The organism is Nocardia nova (assembly GCF_002933465.1).
Lineage (GTDB): Bacteria > Actinomycetota > Actinomycetes > Mycobacteriales > Mycobacteriaceae > Nocardia > Nocardia nova_B.
This window is the reverse complement of sequence record NZ_PSZE01000050.1, coordinates 1-16,841: the sequence shown is the minus strand read 5'-3', so window position 1 is coordinate 16,841 and position 16,841 is coordinate 1. Positions and strand designations below refer to the sequence as shown.

Annotated in this window: 16 protein-coding genes, 1 rRNA gene and 1 pseudogene; 3 read left to right on the top strand and 15 right to left on the bottom strand. The window is 69.3% G+C overall.

Going from position 1 to position 16,841, the window contains the following annotated elements; translation table 11 throughout:
- The 8 genes from C5E41_RS33565 to steA form a co-directional block, all read right to left on the bottom strand.
- Nucleotides 1-261: hypothetical protein (locus C5E41_RS33565; RefSeq protein WP_219823304.1), on the bottom strand; the 261-nt coding region annotated here is incomplete at its 3' end.
- A complete protein-coding gene (locus C5E41_RS31920; protein ID WP_104379407.1) occupies nucleotides 258-1,163 on the bottom strand; it encodes a segregation and condensation protein A in 906 nt (301 codons plus the stop codon). The genes C5E41_RS31920 and C5E41_RS33565, both read right to left, overlap by 4 nt.
- Before the next feature lie 53 nt (nucleotides 1,164-1,216).
- Nucleotides 1,217-2,188 carry a ParA family protein gene (locus tag C5E41_RS31915; RefSeq protein ID WP_181063520.1) on the bottom strand — a complete coding sequence of 324 codons (972 nt, stop codon included), beginning with the start codon at nucleotides 2,186-2,188 and terminating at the stop codon, nucleotides 1,217-1,219.
- A gap of 300 nt (nucleotides 2,189-2,488) precedes the next feature.
- Entirely contained in the window at nucleotides 2,489-3,478 is a 990-nt protein-coding gene (gene xerD, locus C5E41_RS31910; RefSeq protein ID WP_104379401.1) for a site-specific tyrosine recombinase XerD, read from the bottom strand.
- A gap of 109 nt (nucleotides 3,479-3,587) precedes the next feature.
- Entirely contained in the window at nucleotides 3,588-4,232 is a 645-nt protein-coding gene (locus C5E41_RS31905; RefSeq protein WP_104379400.1) for an NUDIX domain-containing protein, read from the bottom strand.
- Nucleotides 4,229-5,965, bottom strand: a complete 1,737-nt coding sequence (locus C5E41_RS31900; RefSeq protein ID WP_104379399.1) for a CTP synthase — start codon at nucleotides 5,963-5,965, stop codon at nucleotides 4,229-4,231. Before C5E41_RS31900 ends, C5E41_RS31905 begins: the two co-directional genes overlap by 4 nt.
- 197 nt (nucleotides 5,966-6,162) lie before the next feature.
- Nucleotides 6,163-7,077 (bottom strand): copper transporter, encoded by a 915-nt coding sequence (locus tag C5E41_RS31895; protein ID WP_439956462.1) that lies wholly within the window; start codon nucleotides 7,075-7,077, stop codon nucleotides 6,163-6,165.
- Nucleotides 7,078-7,094: 17 nt separating this feature from the next.
- Nucleotides 7,095-8,309, bottom strand: a complete 1,215-nt coding sequence (steA, locus tag C5E41_RS31890) for a putative cytokinetic ring protein SteA (RefSeq protein ID WP_104379398.1) — start codon at nucleotides 8,307-8,309, stop codon at nucleotides 7,095-7,097.
- 172 nt (nucleotides 8,310-8,481) lie between these two features.
- Between steA and C5E41_RS31885 the strand changes: the two genes are divergently transcribed.
- Nucleotides 8,482-8,904 carry an SRPBCC family protein gene (locus C5E41_RS31885; protein WP_104379404.1) on the top strand — a complete coding sequence of 141 codons (423 nt, stop codon included), beginning with the start codon at nucleotides 8,482-8,484 and terminating at the stop codon, nucleotides 8,902-8,904.
- A 15-nt stretch (nucleotides 8,905-8,919) separates the two neighbouring features.
- Here the strand turns inward: C5E41_RS31885 and recN are convergent, their stop codons facing one another.
- The 4 genes from recN to C5E41_RS31865 are packed head-to-tail and all read right to left on the bottom strand — an operon-like array spanning nucleotide 8,920 to nucleotide 12,823.
- A complete protein-coding gene (gene recN / locus C5E41_RS31880; protein WP_104379397.1) occupies nucleotides 8,920-10,695 on the bottom strand; it encodes a DNA repair protein RecN in 1,776 nt (591 codons plus the stop codon).
- Nucleotides 10,673-11,698 (bottom strand): NAD kinase, encoded by a 1,026-nt coding sequence (locus C5E41_RS31875; RefSeq protein ID WP_104379396.1) that lies wholly within the window; start codon nucleotides 11,696-11,698, stop codon nucleotides 10,673-10,675. The genes recN and C5E41_RS31875 overlap by 23 nt, the downstream gene beginning before the upstream one ends.
- Entirely contained in the window at nucleotides 11,695-12,531 is an 837-nt protein-coding gene (locus tag C5E41_RS31870) for a TlyA family RNA methyltransferase (RefSeq protein WP_104379395.1), read from the bottom strand. Before C5E41_RS31870 ends, C5E41_RS31875 begins: the two co-directional genes overlap by 4 nt.
- Nucleotide 12,532: 1 nt before the next feature.
- Nucleotides 12,533-12,823, bottom strand: a complete 291-nt coding sequence (locus C5E41_RS31865) for a hypothetical protein (RefSeq protein ID WP_104379394.1) — start codon at nucleotides 12,821-12,823, stop codon at nucleotides 12,533-12,535.
- Between the two features lie 162 nt (nucleotides 12,824-12,985).
- On the opposite strand from C5E41_RS31865, the gene C5E41_RS31860 reads away from it, so the two are divergent.
- Complete coding sequence (locus C5E41_RS31860; RefSeq protein WP_104379403.1) at nucleotides 12,986-13,693, top strand: YdcF family protein; 708 nt, start codon at nucleotides 12,986-12,988, stop codon at nucleotides 13,691-13,693.
- Between the two features lie 134 nt (nucleotides 13,694-13,827).
- Here the strand turns inward: C5E41_RS31860 and C5E41_RS31855 are convergent, their stop codons facing one another.
- Nucleotides 13,828-14,712 (bottom strand): HAD-IIA family hydrolase, encoded by an 885-nt coding sequence (locus C5E41_RS31855; protein ID WP_104379393.1) that lies wholly within the window; start codon nucleotides 14,710-14,712, stop codon nucleotides 13,828-13,830.
- A gap of 3 nt (nucleotides 14,713-14,715) precedes the next feature.
- Nucleotides 14,716-15,666 (bottom strand): annotated as a pseudogene (locus C5E41_RS31850) (hypothetical protein); the annotation flags it as partial.
- Between the two features lie 378 nt (nucleotides 15,667-16,044).
- Between C5E41_RS31850 and C5E41_RS34285 the strand changes: the two are divergent.
- Nucleotides 16,045-16,521 carry a hypothetical protein gene (locus C5E41_RS34285; RefSeq protein ID WP_181063521.1) on the top strand — a complete coding sequence of 159 codons (477 nt, stop codon included), beginning with the start codon at nucleotides 16,045-16,047 and terminating at the stop codon, nucleotides 16,519-16,521.
- 241 nt (nucleotides 16,522-16,762) lie between these two features.
- Here the strand turns inward: C5E41_RS34285 and rrf are convergent.
- Nucleotides 16,763-16,841: ribosomal RNA gene (gene rrf, locus C5E41_RS36345) — 5S ribosomal RNA — on the bottom strand; the annotation flags it as partial.

Here is a 16,841-nt window from a genome sequence, read left to right as displayed (position 1 = left end):
ATGCTCCGCATCGGCGGCAACGCGCGCGGAGCCCACCGAGGGTGCATCCGCCCGACCCGCATCGGCGCCGGCATCTATCGGCGATGGCGTGCCATTGCCCTGTGCGTCACCCGCCGCGGCTGGGGTCGCGGCATCGACCTCCGGTTCGACAGCGGGCGATTCGACAGCGAGCGCATCCTCCGGTGTGCCGGCGGCACCCACTGCGGTCTCGCGGCCCTCGGCCGCCGGGTGATCGGTGGACTGCTCACCGTGCGACATCATCCGTAGTCCTCATCGATTGTCACGGGCTCGGCGGGCGCGCCTTCGGCGTCGTCGCCGATCCAGCGCACCGCCAGCGGGCCGAGCGGGTCGGGTTGGTCGAATTCGATCGTCTTGCCGCGGTAGAGCTCGAGCAGCGCGAGGAAGCGCGCGACGATCTGGATCGGCATCTCGCAATCGGCGCACAACTCGTGGAAGGTCGACCACTCTCCGACCCCGCGCTTCTTCAACATCTCCAAGACCAGCGCGGCCTGTTCGGCGACGGAGATGGCGTGGGCGTGCAGGTGGTCCAGCCCGACCGTCGGACGCGGCCGGGGACGGAACGCGGCTGCGGCGATATCGGCGAAACCCGCCGCGTCGACGCCGAGACTCACCTCCGGCAGCAGATCCAGGAAGCGCTCCTCCAGCGACACCGCCCGCGGATACCGGCGCAATGCGGCGGCCTCGAGTTCACCGAGGAGTTCGGCGACCTGTTTGAACGCCCGATACTGCAGGAGCCGCGCGAACAGCAGATCGCGAGCCTCGAGCAGTTCCAGGTCGTCGGCATCGGTGACCTCACCGGACGGCAGCAGCCGCGCGGCCTTGAGGTCGAGCAGGGTCGCGGCGACCACCAGGAATTCGGTGGTCTGATCGAGAATCCGATCCGCCCGCAGCGTCGGATCGCGTTCCAGGCTCGCGGTGAGTTCTTTGGTGTAGGCGATGAACTCGTCGGTGACCTTGTGCAGCGCCACCTCGGTCACATCGAGCCGCCGCTGGCTGATCAGCTGCAACAACAGGTCGAACGGGCCCTGAAAATTGCTCAGCCGCAGGTGGAACCCGTCCGGCTTGTCCGGCGAACCGGCATCCGCGGCGGATTCGGCATCCGCATCGACGGACTGGTCAACAGGTGCTTCGGTATTCGGCAACTCGACGGCACGGTTTTCGGGTACGACCTCGGCAGCCGGTGGTCCGGCCTCGCTCACCGGCCCGACCGGTGAATGACTTCCCGCGCCATCGCCCGATACGCTTCCGCGCCGCCGGATTTCGGCGCCCAGGTGGTGATCGGCTCACCGGCGACACTGGCATCGGGGAAACGGACGGTCCGGTTGATCACAGTGTCGTACACCAGATCGCCGAACACCTCCACCACCCGGGCCATCACCTGCCGGGAGTGCAGCAATCGCGCATCGAACATGGTCACCACGATGCCCGACAGTGCCAGCCGCGGGTTGAGCCGGTCCCGCACCTTCTCGACGGTGTCGGTGAGCAGCGCCAGCCCGCGCAGTGAGAAGTATTCGCATTCCATCGGGATGATCACGCCGTCGGCGCAGGCCAACGCATTGACGGTGAGCAGACCCAGCGACGGCTGGCAGTCGATGAGGATGTAGTCGTAGCGGTCGCGCAGCGGGGCCAGCGCGCGGCCGAGGGTCTGTTCCCGGCCGACCTCGTTGACCAGCTGGATCTCCGCCGCCGAGAGGTCGATGTTGCTCGGCAGCAGATCCATCCCGTCGACCTTCGTGTTGAGCAGCACGTCGTCGACGCTCGCCCGGCCACCGACGAGCAGATTGTGCACGGTCAGATCCAGGTCGTGGTGAGCCACGCCCAGTCCCGCCGACAGGGCTCCCTGCGGGTCGAGGTCGACCAGCAACACCCGGCGGCCGTATTCGGCGAGCGCGGCACCGAGGTTGATGGTGGAGGTGGTCTTGCCGACGCCGCCCTTCTGATTGCACATGGCGACGATCAGGGCGTCACCGTTGCGCGACGACGGGGATGGTTCGGGAATGTCGCGCAGCGGGCGTCCGGTCGGGCCGAGTTCGGTACCGTCCGCCACGATGTCGTTCGCCTCCCAGAGTCTGCGGGCCGCCTGTTCGATTCGGAGGCCGGTTCGGATATTCGAAAGCGGTTCTGCCGCAGCGCTGTTCGGCGGCTCGGCCGGGCCGGCTGTCGTCATGTCCGCTGCTCCTTCAGTTTTCCTGCTCGTTGCCCCGCCGCGCGCTGCGGAACAGCGGGCGATCGCTACACCGGACGCCGATGTACCGGACCGCCGTAATAGACGCTACCGCCTCCGAGCGCAAGACCCACGATCGGACACGCTTGGGGAACGTCCCCGATCGTTGCGCACTTGTGTCATTACCCGTGCCACAACACCGTGTCCTCACGGCACCAACTCCGCATTCTGTCGCCTCGAGGGGGTGTTGGGAAACCCTTTGCCGCAATCCGCACCCGATATCGGGCTGCCGCCGCCGGCGCGTTACCGCGCCCGCGGATGCGCGGTGGCCCACACCTCGTGCAGTGTATTGACCGTCACCAGGGTGTAGATCTGCGTGGTCGTCACCGAGGCGTGCCCCAGCAACTCCTGCACGACCCGCACGTCGGCGCCCCCGTCGAGCAGATGGGTGGCGAACGAGTGCCGCAGCGTGTGCGGCGACACCGCGGCGCCGATCCCGGCCCGATCGGCCGCGTCCTGCAGTACCTGCCAGGCGCTCTGCCGCGAGAGCCGGCCGCCACGAGCATTGAGGAACAAGGCGGGGGTGCCCTTGCCGCGGGCGCCGAGCGCGGGCCGGCCCCGAACCAGATAGGCGTCGATCGCCGCCAGCGCCGGCCGCCCGATCGGCACCATGCGCTGTTTACCGCCCTTGCCGTGCAGGACGACCGCCCGTCCGGCGGTGTCGATATCGTCGACGTCGAGTCCGACCACCTCCGAGATCCGGGCGCCGGTGGAGTACAGCAGTTCCAGCATGGCCCGATCCCGCAGTCCGCGTGGTCCGCCCCCCGAACCCGCGTCGTCGCCACCACCCGCGGCCTCGAGCAGCCGGGAAATATCTTCGTACGGAAGCGCTTTCGGCAGTCGCCGCGCTGGTGTCGGCGGCTTCACACCGTGCGCGACATCTCCGGTGGTCAGTCCCTCGGCGGCCGCGAATCGGTGCAGGCCACGCACCGCCACCAGTGCGCGGGCGGCCGAACTGGCGGCCAGCGCCGGATATCCCTGGCCGCCCGCCCGCAGCGAGACGACGAAATCGGCGATCTGGTTCTCGGTCACCCGGTCCAGATCACCGATATCGCGCTGTCGCAGAAACTCCCGATATCGCTGCAGATCACGACGGTAGGCGCTGAGCGTATTGCTCGCCGCGCCGCGCTCGACCGTCAGATGGTCGAGATAGGCCTGGATCTGCCGCTCCACCACGCGTTCACCCGACCGGTAGCGGCACGACGACCGCCGGGGCGGCGGGAACAGCGACATTCACGGTGCCATCATGACAGCCGCCGGCGACATTCGTTCGCACGAAACACAGTTCGCCCGTGCCCGAGGAATACGGCCGGGGCGCGGTGAGGTGCCCGGCCGGTCCCGCTCAGGCCTGTGCGCGTTCGGCGGCCTTGCGATCGAGCAGCTGCGTCGGCATACCCGGCCACGGCGCGTCGGCGGGCCGCAGCGTCGTGCCGTTCGCCCGCGCGACCGACGCCGCCAGCACGCCGGCCACCGCGGTCGCGTTCTCGATCCGGCCCGACAGCGCGGCGGTCACCGCATCCTGCAGCGACATCCGCACGATCGACAGATCGGCCTCCTCGTGCTCGGGGTCCGGCCGGTCGGTGTCCGACAACCCGGTCGCGAGATAGATACGCAGTGCCTCATCGGTGAACCCCGGCGACAACACCACATCCACCAGCGTGGACCACTCCCGCGCCGCCAGACCGGTCTCCTCGGCGAGTTCGCGTTGCGCGGCCGCCAGCGGATCCTCGCCGGCCTGATCGAGCAGACCAGCGGGCAACTCGAGCAACCGCCGCCCGATCGGATGCCGGTACTGGTTGATCAGCACCACCGAGCCGTCGTCGTCGAGCGCGACGATCGCGACCGCGCCGTGATGCTCGATCACCTCGCGTTCGGCGATCCGCCCGCCGGGCATCTCGACCTGATCCAGGCGCAGCGCGACGATCGCACCGGAATACACGGTCTCGGAGCCGACGGTGCGAAAGTCGTGGCTTCCGGGTTCGCTCACTGCCCGACCCGCTCGGGCTCGTCGGCCTCCTCGCCGTAGATCTCCACCGGAAGCCGCTCGGCGCCCTTGTATTTCAGCGCCGCGTCGACCAGCCCGGCGAACAGCGGATGCGGCCGGGTCGGCCGGCTCTTGAGCTCCGGATGCGCCTGGGTGGCAACGAAATACGGATGCACGTTCGCGGGCAACTCCACGAACTCGACCAGGTGCCCGTCCGGCGAGGTACCGGAGAATCGCAGTCCGCTCTGGGCGATCTTGTCGCGATAGGCGTTGTTGACCTCGTAGCGGTGCCGATGCCGCTCCGACACCTCGGTGGTGCCGTAGGCCTGCGCCACGACCGAGCCCTTCTCCAGCACGGCCGGATAGGCGCCCAATCGCATGGTGCCGCCGAGGTCGGCCTCACCGGCGACCGCCTGGGCCTGGTCGGCCATCGTGGAAATCACCGGATGCGTTGTCTCCGGCTCGAATTCGGCGGAGTTGGCGTCCTCGAGCCCCACCGAGCGGGCGGCCTCGATCACCACGCACTGCAGCCCCAGGCACAGGCCCAGCAGCGGAATGGAACGGGTACGCGCGAACCGGATCGCGCCGACCTTGCCCTCGATGCCGCGAATACCGAAGCCACCGGGGATCAGTACCGCGTCGACATCGCCGAGGTGATGCTGCGCGCCCTCCGGAGTCTCGCATTCGTCGGACTGCACCCAGCGGATGTTGACTTTGGCCTTGGCCGCGAAACCCCCGGCCCGCAGTGCCTCGGTCACCGAGAGATACGCGTCCGGCAGGTCGACGTACTTACCGACCAGCGCGACGGTCACCTCTTCACGCGGGTTGTGCACCCGGTCGAGCAGATCGCCCCAGACGGTCCAGTCGACATCGCGGAACGGCAGCCCCAGTTTGCGCACCACGTAGGCGTCGAGGCCCTCGCGGTGCAGCACCTTCGGAATGTCGTAGATCGACGGCGCGTCGGGCGTGGAGATGCAGGCGTCGACGTCGACGTCGCACATCAGCGCGATCTTGTTCTTCAGCCCCTGCGGCACCTCCCGGTCGCAGCGCAGGATCAGCGCGTCGGGCTGGATACCGATGTTGCGCAGCGCCGCGACGGAGTGCTGGGTGGGTTTGGTCTTCAACTCGCCGGAGGGCGCCAGATACGGCACCAGCGTCACGTGCAGGAAGAAGCAGTTGTCCCGGCCCACCTCGTGCCGGATCTGGCGCGCGGCCTCGAGGAACGGCTGGGATTCGATATCGCCGACGGTGCCGCCGATCTCGGTGATCACCACGTCCGGGGTCTGGCCCTGCAGATCCGGGCCGCTCATCGCGAGGATGCGGTTCTTGATCTCGTCGGTGATGTGCGGGATAACCTGCACGGTGTCGCCGAGATACTCGCCGCGCCGCTCCTTGGCGATCACGGTCGAGTAGACCTGCCCGGTGGTGACGTTCGCATAGCCCGACAGATCACGATCGAGGAAGCGCTCGTAATGGCCGACGTCGAGGTCGGTTTCGGCGCCGTCCTCGGTCACGAACACCTCGCCGTGCTGGAAGGGATTCATGGTGCCGGGGTCGACATTCAGATACGGGTCCAGCTTCTGCATGGTGACCCGCAATCCGCGGGCGGTCAGCAGCTGGCCGAGGCTGGAGGCGGTCAGTCCCTTGCCGAGGGAGGAGGCGACGCCGCCACTCACGAAGATGTGTTTGGTGGCCGTCTGATGGGGGGAACGCGCCGGAATCCGCGATTGACTCACGGAACTCCACGCTAACACGAAAAACGGTTGCGAAACGAATGCCACGCGCGGGACGGCGGAGGTCCTCGTACCGATTTGTCACTCGCGTCTCATGCAGCGCAGCAACCCCATGACGTGGCACCCCGGACGCACCGATCGCCCGGCACTCGCTCCGACGTGACGGATCATCCGATCGCGGTCGACGGCGACGGTCGCGCTCAGCCGGGAGAAGCGGTCACCGACAGCGAGGTCGCCTCCGGTCCGGTGCCGTAGTGACCGGTTTTGCCGCGCAGTTGCTCGGCGAGGCCGAGAGCCGTTGTGACGCGGCCCGTTTCGCGGTCCACGTTGTCGACCGTGGACACGGTCGCGTCGAGGCGGTTCTCGCGGCGCACCTCGGCGATCGGGCCCGATCCGTCCGAGGATCCGGCCCGGCCCGCCAGCACCAGCCCCGCCCCGCGTCCGCGCAGCGCCCCGGCGAAATGCGCGGTGATCGATCCCTGGCCGTTGTGGTCGGCCCGCACGCCGGCCCCGGTCACCACCACCGCCGACTGAGCGGGCGTGAATTCGCCGGCGGCGAGGAAGCCGCCATTGCGCAGGGTGTCGACGATCAGTCCGCGCTCCTGCGCGGTGGCACGTTCGGCACCGTCGGCGGGGTCGGTGAGAAACGCCAGGCCCAGGAGATCACCGGCGAGGCTGCCCTGATCCACCGCTTCGGTCTGCAACTGGGCGCCGGCCGGAATCATGTTCGTGACCGCGGTCCGCAAGCGATCGCCCTGCGACGCGTCGACGAAGGCGTCGGTGAGCGCGACCCGCCCGGTGACCCTCGCCCCGGCGGTGGTCAGGACTGCCGTCACCGCGTCGACATCGCTGCTGTCGGCATCGGGGGTGGTGAATACGAGCACCGTGTGATCGGCGAGGGTTCCGTTGAGGATGCGGCCCGCCGACCGGGCGATGAAGTCGTCGGCCGCACCGATCTGCCGTTCGAGTTGCCCGTTGGCCGCCGAGAGCGCGTCGTTGCGCTGAGCCAGGTCGTCACCGCCACCCGGACCACCGTGGCGGACGACGGCGCCGAGCGCCGCACCCACCGCCAATGCCAGAAAGATCGCGGCCAGGGAAACGACGAGCCGACGCATGGAACCCACTGTTTTCTCTACCCCCGACGGTCCGATAGCCGATGTAGCCAGTCCTGCGACTGCCGCCACGCCGAATCCAGCCAATCCAGCACATCGCTGCCCAGATGCGAGGACACCAGCAGTCCGACGATCAGCGCGATCAGCGCGGCCAGCACCACCAGCGCGGTCGCCCAGCCGGAGTTGCCCTGCCGATACAGGGTGGCGACGGCCTTGGCGTCCATCAGTTTCGGCCCCGCCTTGAGCCGGGTCAGGAACATCGCGGGAGCCGATTCGCGGCGGCTGCGATCGAAGAAGTCGTCGAGCGAGGCCGGCGCCCCGCAGGTGATGATCAGGGCGGCCCCGTGATGGTCGGCCAGCAGTAGCGCCAGATCCGCCGCCGATCCCGAGGACGGGAAGGTGGTCGCGCCGATTCCCAGGTCCTGAATGCGCTCCAGCCCCTTGGCATGACCGTCGGTATCGGCCGGAAGTATCAGCTCGGCACCGCATTTCAGCGAGCTCGCGGTGATCTCCTCCGGGTCGCCGACGATCAGATCGGGACGATATCCGGCCTTGGTCAGGATGTCGGCGCCGCGCCCGACACCCACCAGAATCGGCGCGTATTCCTTGACGAACGGCTTGATCGCCTTGAGGTCGTCACGACTGTCCACGCCGTCGGCCACCACCACGACATGACGGCCACGCATCGACAGATTCAGAGCCGGAACCCCGAGACCGTCGATCAGCATCGCGCTTTCGGTCCGGATGTATTCGGTCGTATTGCCGGCGAACGCTTCCAGATGATCGGCCAGGCCGTTGCGCGCCGCGATCATCCGCTTGGCGATGACCTGATCGGTGAGCTCGATGGCCTCGACCAGAACCTCCGGTTCCTTCTTGGTCAACTTGTCGGCATACACCACACCGGCATCGATGCGGACCTTGCTGCCGTCCTTGATCTTGCCGAACACGTCGGCGGAGACAGCATCCAGCAACACGATTCCGTTGGCGGCCAGAACTTCCGGGCCGAGGTTCGGATAGCGGCCGGAAATCGAGGGCGAGGCATTGATCACCGCCGCCACACCGGCCTCGACGAGCCGGTCAGCGGTGAGGCGATCGATGTCCATCTCGTCGAGGACCACCACATCGCCCGCCCCGACCCGCTTGAGCAGACGCCGGGTATTGCGGTCCACCCGGGCCATCCCGGTGACGCCGGGAAGCGTTTCGGTGTTGCGCGACAACAGCGCCAGCATCTTCATGGCATCCGATAATGGTCGCCAACTCTCAACCTGTGGTGGAGGCGCGCCGACGTCCTATCACATGCCCCGGCATGAGGCCAGCAAACACACGCCTCCACGGCGTCGACTGGCGTGCCGGGTGGTACCGCTGGTACCGCTATGCTTCGGCTCACCGCATCCGAAGGAGAACGCCATGGCCAGTACCACCGTCGACACGGTCATTCCCGCACCGCGCGACGTCGTCTACAAGCTGTTCGCCGAGCGCGACAGTCTCAACGGCTATCTGCCCGTGCGCATTACGCTGCGTCAGCCCGGCGCCCCCGAGGACTCCGGCGTCGGTGCGCGCTACCTGGTCGGTGTGGGCGGCATCGGTGTGACCGAGGAGACCACCGAACTGGTTCCCGGTGAGCGCATGGAATATCGGATCATTGCCGGTGCGCCGGTGAAGCGGCACGTCGGCACCATCACCTTCGCCGACGCCCCGGGCGGCACCCTGGTGTCGTACCGGATGGAATCCGAGCCCAAGCTGCCCGTGCCGGACAAGGCGACGGAACTGTTCCTGCGCGGCCTGATCTCGCCGTTCCTCAAGGCCGCCAAGAAGGCCGTCGCCAAGTAGAAGCTTCGCGGCTCGTCAGCCCGCCGCCGAGGTGGTGTCGGCCTTCTCCGCCCGCGCGGTCGCCAGCAACTCCTCGGCGTGGGCGCGGCCGGTCTCGGTATCGTCGAGACCGGCCAGCATGCGGGCCAGTTCGACGACCCGCTCGTCGGTGGTCAGCGCCCGCACGCCGCTGTTGACGCCCTTGCCGTCGTCGACCTTGTCCACCACGAGGTGGGTGTCGGCGAAGGCGGCCACCTGCGGCAGATGGGTCACCACGATGACCTGATGGGTGCGGGCCAGCCGCGCCAGCCGCCGCCCGATCTCCACCGCGGCCCGGCCGCCGACGCCGGCATCGACCTCGTCGAACACCATGGTCGAGCCGTATTCGGAGGCGGCGAGCACCACTTCCAGCGCCAGCATCACGCGCGAGAGTTCACCACCGGACGCACTGCGGCTCAATGGCAGCGACTGCGCGCCGGAGTGGGCGGACAGCCGGAATTCCACCTCGTCCACACCGGACGCGCCGGCATGCAGTTCCGCCCCGTCGACGGTGAGGGGCGCACTGTCCTGCGCGGCGGCCGCCAGCGGCCGCACCTCCACCTCGAGTTTGGCGCGGCCCATCGCCAGTCCGCTCAATTCGGCGCTCACCGCGGTCGCGAGTTTGCGAGCGGCCTTGCGCCGGGCGGCGGTCAGCTTCTTCGCCGTCTCCCGCACCTGCGCCGCCGCTGTCTCCACTTCGGCGGCCAGCGCCGCCAGCGCCTCCTCCGACACGTCGAGCGAGGCCAGGCGGGTGCGCGCCTCGTCGGCCCAGGCGATCACCGCGTCGACATCGGGCGCGTATTTGCGGGTCAGCGATTTCAGCTCCGCCTGGCGGGTGAGCAGGCTGTCCAGCGCCGCCGGATCCGACGGCAGATCCGACAGATACGAACTCAATTCGGTGGTCACGTCGACCACCACCGCGATGGCCTCCCCCAGCCGCGGCGCCAACGCGGTCAGCGCCGGATCGTCACTGGATTCCAGCCGGGCCCGCGCACCACCGAGCGCGTCCAGCGCACCGGCGCCCTCACCGTCGCCGGAGCCCGCGAGGGCCGCGTGGGCGGCGCCGGCCGCCTCCCGCAGCGAATCCAGATCACCGAGCCGCAGCACCTCGGCGACGATGCGCTCGTCTTCACCCGGTTCCGGTGCGACCGTGTCGATTTCGCTCAGCGAATGCTGCAGTCGATCGGCCTCGAGTGCGAGTTCACGGCTGCGCGCGGTGCGTTCCAGCAGTTCGGTGCGAGCCTGCAACCAGGTGCGGCGGGCCAGCTGATATTTGCGCAGCAGCCCGGCCACCGCATCGCCGGCGAACCGGTCCAGGGCCTGCAGTTGCTGATCAGGGCGTTGCAGCCGCAGCTGGTCGTTCTGCCCGTGCACGGTCAGCAGCGGCGCCGTGAAGTCCGACAGCACCGCGGCCGGCACACTGCGGCCACCGAGATGGGCGCGCGAACGCCCGTCGCTGCCGACGGTGCGCACCGCGATGACGCTGTCGTCGTCGTCGCGTTGCGCGCCGGAGGATTCCAGCACTTTCTCGACCTCGTCGCGGGCGCTGTCATGCACGTCCTCAACGGTGAACCGGCCCTCGACCACGGCCCGCTGCGCGCCCTGACGCACCCGTCCGGCGTCCGCGCGGGCGCCACCGAGCAGGTGCAGTCCGGTGACCACCATCGTCTTGCCGGCACCGGTCTCGCCGGTCACACAGGTCAGTCCCTCGTGGAACTGCGCGGTGGCGGTGGATATGACGCCGAGGCCGTCAATCCTGATCTCTGTCAGCACGTGTGCTCTCCGTTCGGCGGTGTTCGCTATCGCCTGAGCCGGGTTGCTCGGTGGGGATGCGGGCCGGCCCTGCCGCGTGCGGCCGTTCCGGCCGCCGGCCCCGCCAGCCTGTCACGGGTAAGCGGAATTTGCGCACCATCCGGTCGGCGAAGGGGGCGGAATCCAGCCGCACCCAGCGCACCGGTTCGGCGCCGCGCACCGCTTCGAATCGCCCACCCCGCGGCAATGCCAGCGTACGCCGGCCGTCCAGGAAGACGATCGCATCATGGCCTGTCGCAACGGTTTCCACCGCGATCCGCGACTCCGGGCTGGTCACCAACGGCCGCGCGAACAGTGCGTGCGCATTGCTGGGAATCACCAGCAGCGCCTCCAGTTCGGGCCACACCACGGGTCCCCCCGCGGAGAAGGCGTAGGCGGTGGAGCCGGTGGGTGTCGCGATCAGCACACCGTCACAACCGAATTGCGACACCGGGCGGCCGTCGACCTCGAGGACGACCTCCAGCACGCCCATCCGGGCGGCATTCTCGATGCTGGCCTCGTTGAGGGCCCATCCGCGTTCCACCACAACATCATCGACGCGGACACTGACATCTACGGTCATCCGCTGCTCGATGCGGTAATCGCCACGCACCACCTGGGCCAGCGCGTCGTCGAGATGTTCGGCCTCGGCCTCGGTGAGAAAACCGATGCGCCCGAGGTTGATTCCCAGTACCGGAACCCGGGCCGGATGTGCCATCTCCGCCCCGCGCAGGAAGGTGCCGTCGCCGCCGAGCGCTAGCACCATCTCGCAGCCGACCGCGGCCTCGGGACCGTGCGGAACCACCCGCACCGGGCAGCCGTCGGGTGCGCCGGTGTCGTCGAAATCCAGCTTGGTGCTGTAGGCCTCGTCCTCGAGGACGCGCAACCCGATTCCGGCGTCGGCGAAGATCTTCGCGACCCGATGGGCGGTCTCGAGCAGTTCGGAACGGCCCGGATGGGCGACGAGCAGGATCTCCCGCTTCACTGTGGCCCCTCCTCGACCGCACGCTGCACCAATTCGCTGATAACGGGCTCCGATTCGGTCTCGGCCGAATCCGTGTCCGGTGTGTCCTTGCGCAGCCACAGGAAATACTCCACGTTGCCCGACGGGCCGGGCAACGGGCTGGCGACCACACCGCGGGTACGCAGGCCCAGCTCGGCGGCCGCGGCGGCCACCTCGGTCACCGCCTCGGCGCGCAGAGCCGGATCACGCACCACACCGCCGGAGCCTACTCGTTGTTTACCGACCTCGAACTGCGGTTTCACCATGGGCAGCAGATCCGCACCCGGTGCGCAGCAGGCGGCCAGGGCGGGCAGCACCAGCGCCAGCGAGATGAACGACAGATCCGCGACCACCAGTTCGACCGGTCCGTCGATCGCCTCGGGCGTCAGCGCGCGCACATTGGTGCGGTCGAACACGCGGACCCGTTCGTCGTTGCGCAGCCGCCACACCAGCTGGCCGTAACCCACATCGACGGCGACCACCTCGCGGGCGCCGCGGGCGAGCAGCACATCGGTGAATCCGCCGGTCGACGCACCGGCGTCCAGGCAGCGCTTCCCGGCCACGCTCACCCCGAGCGGCTCGAACGCCTCCAGCGCCCCCAGCACCTTGTGCGCACCACGCGAGGCCCACTGGACCTCGTCGGGTTCCGCACGAACGAGCAGCGGGGTATTCGGCTCGATCGCGGTCGCCGGTTTCGAGGCGACCGCACCGTTGATCAGGACGCGGCCCGCGCCGATCAGTTCGACCGCGTGTTCTCGCGATCGCGCCAATCCGCGGCGAACCAGTTCGGCGTCCACTCGCGCGCGCCTGGCCACCTCAGATCTTGTCCACCGTCGCCAGGGCGCCGACCAGCACCTCGTGTGCCTGTTCGAGAATGCGCGCCCGCCGGGTGATATCGGTTCCCGCGCGGTCCACCCCGTCGGCTTCGTCGCTGCTCTCGCGCCGCCCCCCGGGCAACTCCGCCAGCAGCGCCGCCACCTCGGCCCGCACCTGCTCCGGGTCGGCGAACTCCGCCGTCCCTCCGGCGAGATGCTGCCCGGGCAGCGGAACTCCCGGACGAGGACCGGAGGAACCGGACGGATGCGGACGCGGAATGGGCGTAGTCATGGTGCCGACAACGCTACCGGAGTTCCACGACGGACAGGCAAGCGGCGGCACGGGTGAAACGGAGGTCACGGTGGCGTCCAGCGGCCGGGCGCCGGCCGCTCGGCGTCGACAACTGCAGCCCCAGGACCGGTGGGGTACAGCAAGTATTGGCACAATGACGGCGTGGGAGGTAAGCGACGACAGGGATCTGTCCGGTTCGTCGCACTCGCGGCGGCATCGACAGCGGCCGCGGTGATCGCCGCCGCCGAGTACGCCCACTGGCGCGCATCCCGGCAACTGCTCGGACCGCGGCGGGGACCACGAGCCGGCGGTACAGACACGGTGGTGGTGCTTGGCTACCCGGCCGCCGCCGACGGCTGGACGCGCGCGCTGCAGCGCTGGCGATGCCGCATCGGCGCCCGGTCGCTGCCGAGCGACCGCGAGGGCTTGCTGATCTTCACCGGCGGCGCCGTGCACGGTCCCTGGGTCGAAGCGACGGTGATGGCCGAATACGCCAGCGCTCACCTCGGCGTTCCACCCGAGCGAATCCGCACCGAGACATCCGCCGAAACCACGTGGCAGAACATCGAATTCACCATTCCCGCCATGGAACACGCCGACCGCATCATGATCGCCTCCGACCCGATGCACGCGGCCCGCGCCCGCCGCTACCTGTGGGCGCAGCGGCCGGACCTCGCCGAACGCCTCGCCCCGGCCGCCGACTACCGGCCGCTGGAACGCTGGTGGCTCAAAGTCCCCACTGCCGCACACGAATCGGCGGCGATCAGCCGACGTCGCGCCGGAGCTGCCGCCACCCCGCTGCTACGCCGCCTGGGCATCCTCCCCGACACCGCGGCGGAGTTCACGGCTACTGAGGACCGCCGCGATTGACCGACGATCCGGCGTGGATCGGGCAGCCCTCCGACGAAGGTGCCGAATCGGGCGGTATCCGGATCACGCACGCGATCTCTCCCACCCCGGTCGGCGCTCAGCACGCCGCGAACGGGGTCGACCAGGCCGGACCGTTACCGAACCAATTCGATTGCGCGACCGGGATTTTCGTCCAACAGCCGGGCCAGGCGGCCGACCGTGTCGCCCTCGGGAGAATCGTGCCGGATCACCGGGTGATTCAGCGCGTCGAGGGTTCGGGAGATGTAGGTGGGTCGGTGGTCGGCGGGGCGGGCTCGCAGATCATCGAGGGTGCTGACGCCGGTGAGGACCATCAACGACGGCAGGCCGACGCGCCGGGCACCGTCGATATCGGTGTCGAGACGGTCTCCCACCACGAGTGCGTCGCGGGTTTCCGCGCGGACCAGCGCATCCTCGAGCAGCGGCGCATAGGGCTTACCGGCCACCACGGGTTCCTGGTCGGTCGCGGCTCGCAATGCCGCGACCATCGCGCCGTTGCCCGGCGCCAGGCCGCGCTCGTTCGGCAGGGTGGCATCCGCATTCGCGGCGACCCACAGGGCCCCGGCCCGCACGGCGTAGGCCGCCTCGGCGAGGTCCGGCCACGCGGTCTGCGGCGAATGTCCCTGCACGACCGCGGCGGGGGCCACCCCGTTGAAACGCCGAATCGGTTGCAGGCCGACCTGTTCGACCTCCGCCGCGAGGTCGTCGGTGCCGACGATCAGCACGGTGGATCCGGCGGCCAGGCGGGAGGCGAGCACACGCGCCGCCGCCTGCGCACTGGTGACGACCTCGGATTCACTTGCGCCGAAACCCAATTCGCGCAGATGCGCGGCCACCACACCGGCCGACCGGCTGGCGTTGTTGGTGACGAACATCAGCTTCTGCGCGCCGCCGGCGTCGAGCGCGGCCGGTGCGCCGGTGATCACCCGCGCACCCCGATACAGCGTGCCGTCCAGATCCAGCAGAAGAGCGTCGAAGCTCTCCCGAAGCGATACTGCCACTGGTTACTCCACGTCGTCGTCGACCTGCGCGCCCGCGAGTTCGTCGGCACGCTCCTCGGCATCGGTATCACCGTCGACATCGGCCGCGGCCGCATTGAGGAACCACTGCAGGGCCTCATCGGACCGGCCGGCGGCGAGCAACGCCTCCGCATAGGCGTAGAACAACCGTGCCGAGGCGGGACCGGAGCGCGAGGGATCCAGTTCCGGCGTCTGCAGGGTGACCACGGCCTGATCGTATTGGCCCAAATCCATTCGCGCACCGGCGACGACGATCCGCAACTCGGTCGCCTCGTCGCCCGACAGTCCGCGTGCTTCGTCGCTGCGGCCCAGTTCGATCGCCCGTTCGGGCCGTCCCAGCCCACGTTCGCAGTCGGCCATGACCGCCAGCAGGCCCGAGCCGCCGGACATCCGGCGCGCAGTGCGCAGCTCGGACAGCGCTTCGGCCCATTCACCCGCGTGATAGGCGGTGACACCGGCAGTCTCGCGGACCACCGCGATGCGTCCGGCGCGGCGCCGGGCCGCGCGCGCATGTTCGAGTGCCTGCTCCGGATCCTCGTCGAGGAGCCGGGCGGCCATCACCAGGTGCCGGGCGACCGCCTCGGCATTGTTCTTGTCCAGACTCAGCAGATCGCGGCGCACCGCGCCGTCCAGATCGCTCGCCTGCACATCGTCCGGCAACGCGGGCTCATCTGGCCGCCCCGCCCGGCTCTCACCGCCGACGCGCGCCCCTTCACCACCCCGTCGCCGCGGCTCCCGGTCCTCGACGTTTGCGCCGGCCTCCGCCGATTCCCCGGTGTGTGCGGTGGTGTCGACCTCGTCGGCCGATCCGAGTCGACGCTCGGAGTCCGCGCCGCCGCGCCGGAACCCGCCGCGCCGATCACCCTCGCTCCGGCTGTACCCACCCGTGCGATCGTCGCGACCGCCCGCCCCACCTGGTCGCCGGTCACCTTCGTCGCGCCGAAATCCGCCGCGGCGATCATCCGCGCCACGTGCGTAACCGCCGGCCCGCCGATCGCCCTCGTCACGCCGGAACCCACCCGAGCGCCGGTCGTCACCACCGCGACCGTATCCACCGGAACGGCGATCATCGCGACCGCGCTCGAAACCACCGGAACGGCGATCATCACCACCACGGCTGTATCCACCGGAACGCCGGTCGTCGCCACCTCGGCTGTATCCACCGGAACGCCGGTCGTCGCCACCTCGGCTGTATCCACCGGAGCGCCGGTCGTCGCGACCGCGCTCGAAACCACCGGAACGGCGATCATCACCACCACGCGGGTGCCCGCCCGAGCGAGGATCGTCGTCGCCGCGGCTGTACCCACCTGAGCGGTGGTCGTCGCCCCCACGTCCGAAACCGCCGGAACGGCGATCGTCGCTGTCGCGCCGGAAGCCACCCGACCGACGGTCGTCGCCACCACGCTCATAGCTGCCCGACCGACGGTCGTCGCCACCGCGCCCGTAACCACCGGAGCGCCGGTCGTCGTCGCCGCGGCCATATCCGCCGGAACGGCGATCGTCGTCGCCACGCCGGAAGCCGCCGGAGCGACGGTCGTCTCCGCCGCGGCTGTAACCGCCGGTCCCGCGGTCGTTGCCGCGTCCGGTACCGCCGCGCCGGTCGTCGTCGCGGGCGCCGTATCCGCCCGAGCGGCGGGTATCGTCGCCGCGCCGGAAGCCGCCGGAGCGACGCTCCCCTTCTCCACGGTCGTGGGCAGGTGTGCCGGAGCCGGCCGAGTCCGGACCGGTACTGCCACGGCGGAAGGGTCTCCTACCGTCGTCATGCTCCGACACAGCGTTACCTTTCTCTGATCCGGCACGAGTAGCCGGTAGCGACATGCAGACCGCGCGCCGTCCGCCGGCACCCATCTGCAACCACCATAAATTCAATCACGCGACACGAACGCTTCCCCACTTGCCCGGCCTGCGCGGGCACCGCGATCGGCTGACGGCGACGAGCCGCGGATCCGGTGTGGCGACGGGACCGAATACAAAGGGTCGAAAAATGCGGGAGGCCCCCAACCTGCTGGTTGGGGGCCTCCCTGAATGTATGTTCCGGCGGTGTCCTACTCTCCCACACCCTGTCGAGTGCAGTACCATCGGCGCAGGTGGCCTTAGCTTCCGGGTTCGGA

Coding starts and splice junctions, on each gene's coding strand:
- C5E41_RS31915 (WP_181063520.1), bottom strand. CDS start 2,188: ATGACGACAGCCGGCCCGGCCGAGCCGCCGAACAGCGCTGCGGCAGAA.
- xerD (WP_104379401.1), bottom strand. CDS start 3,478: ATGTCGCTGTTCCCGCCGCCCCGGCGGTCGTCGTGCCGCTACCGGTCG.
- C5E41_RS31895 (WP_439956462.1), bottom strand. CDS start 7,077: ATGCGTCGGCTCGTCGTTTCCCTGGCCGCGATCTTTCTGGCATTGGCG.
- steA (WP_104379398.1), bottom strand. CDS start 8,309: ATGAAGATGCTGGCGCTGTTGTCGCGCAACACCGAAACGCTTCCCGGC.
- C5E41_RS31885 (WP_104379404.1), top strand. CDS start 8,482: ATGGCCAGTACCACCGTCGACACGGTCATTCCCGCACCGCGCGACGTC.
- C5E41_RS31865 (WP_104379394.1), bottom strand. CDS start 12,823: ATGACTACGCCCATTCCGCGTCCGCATCCGTCCGGTTCCTCCGGTCCT.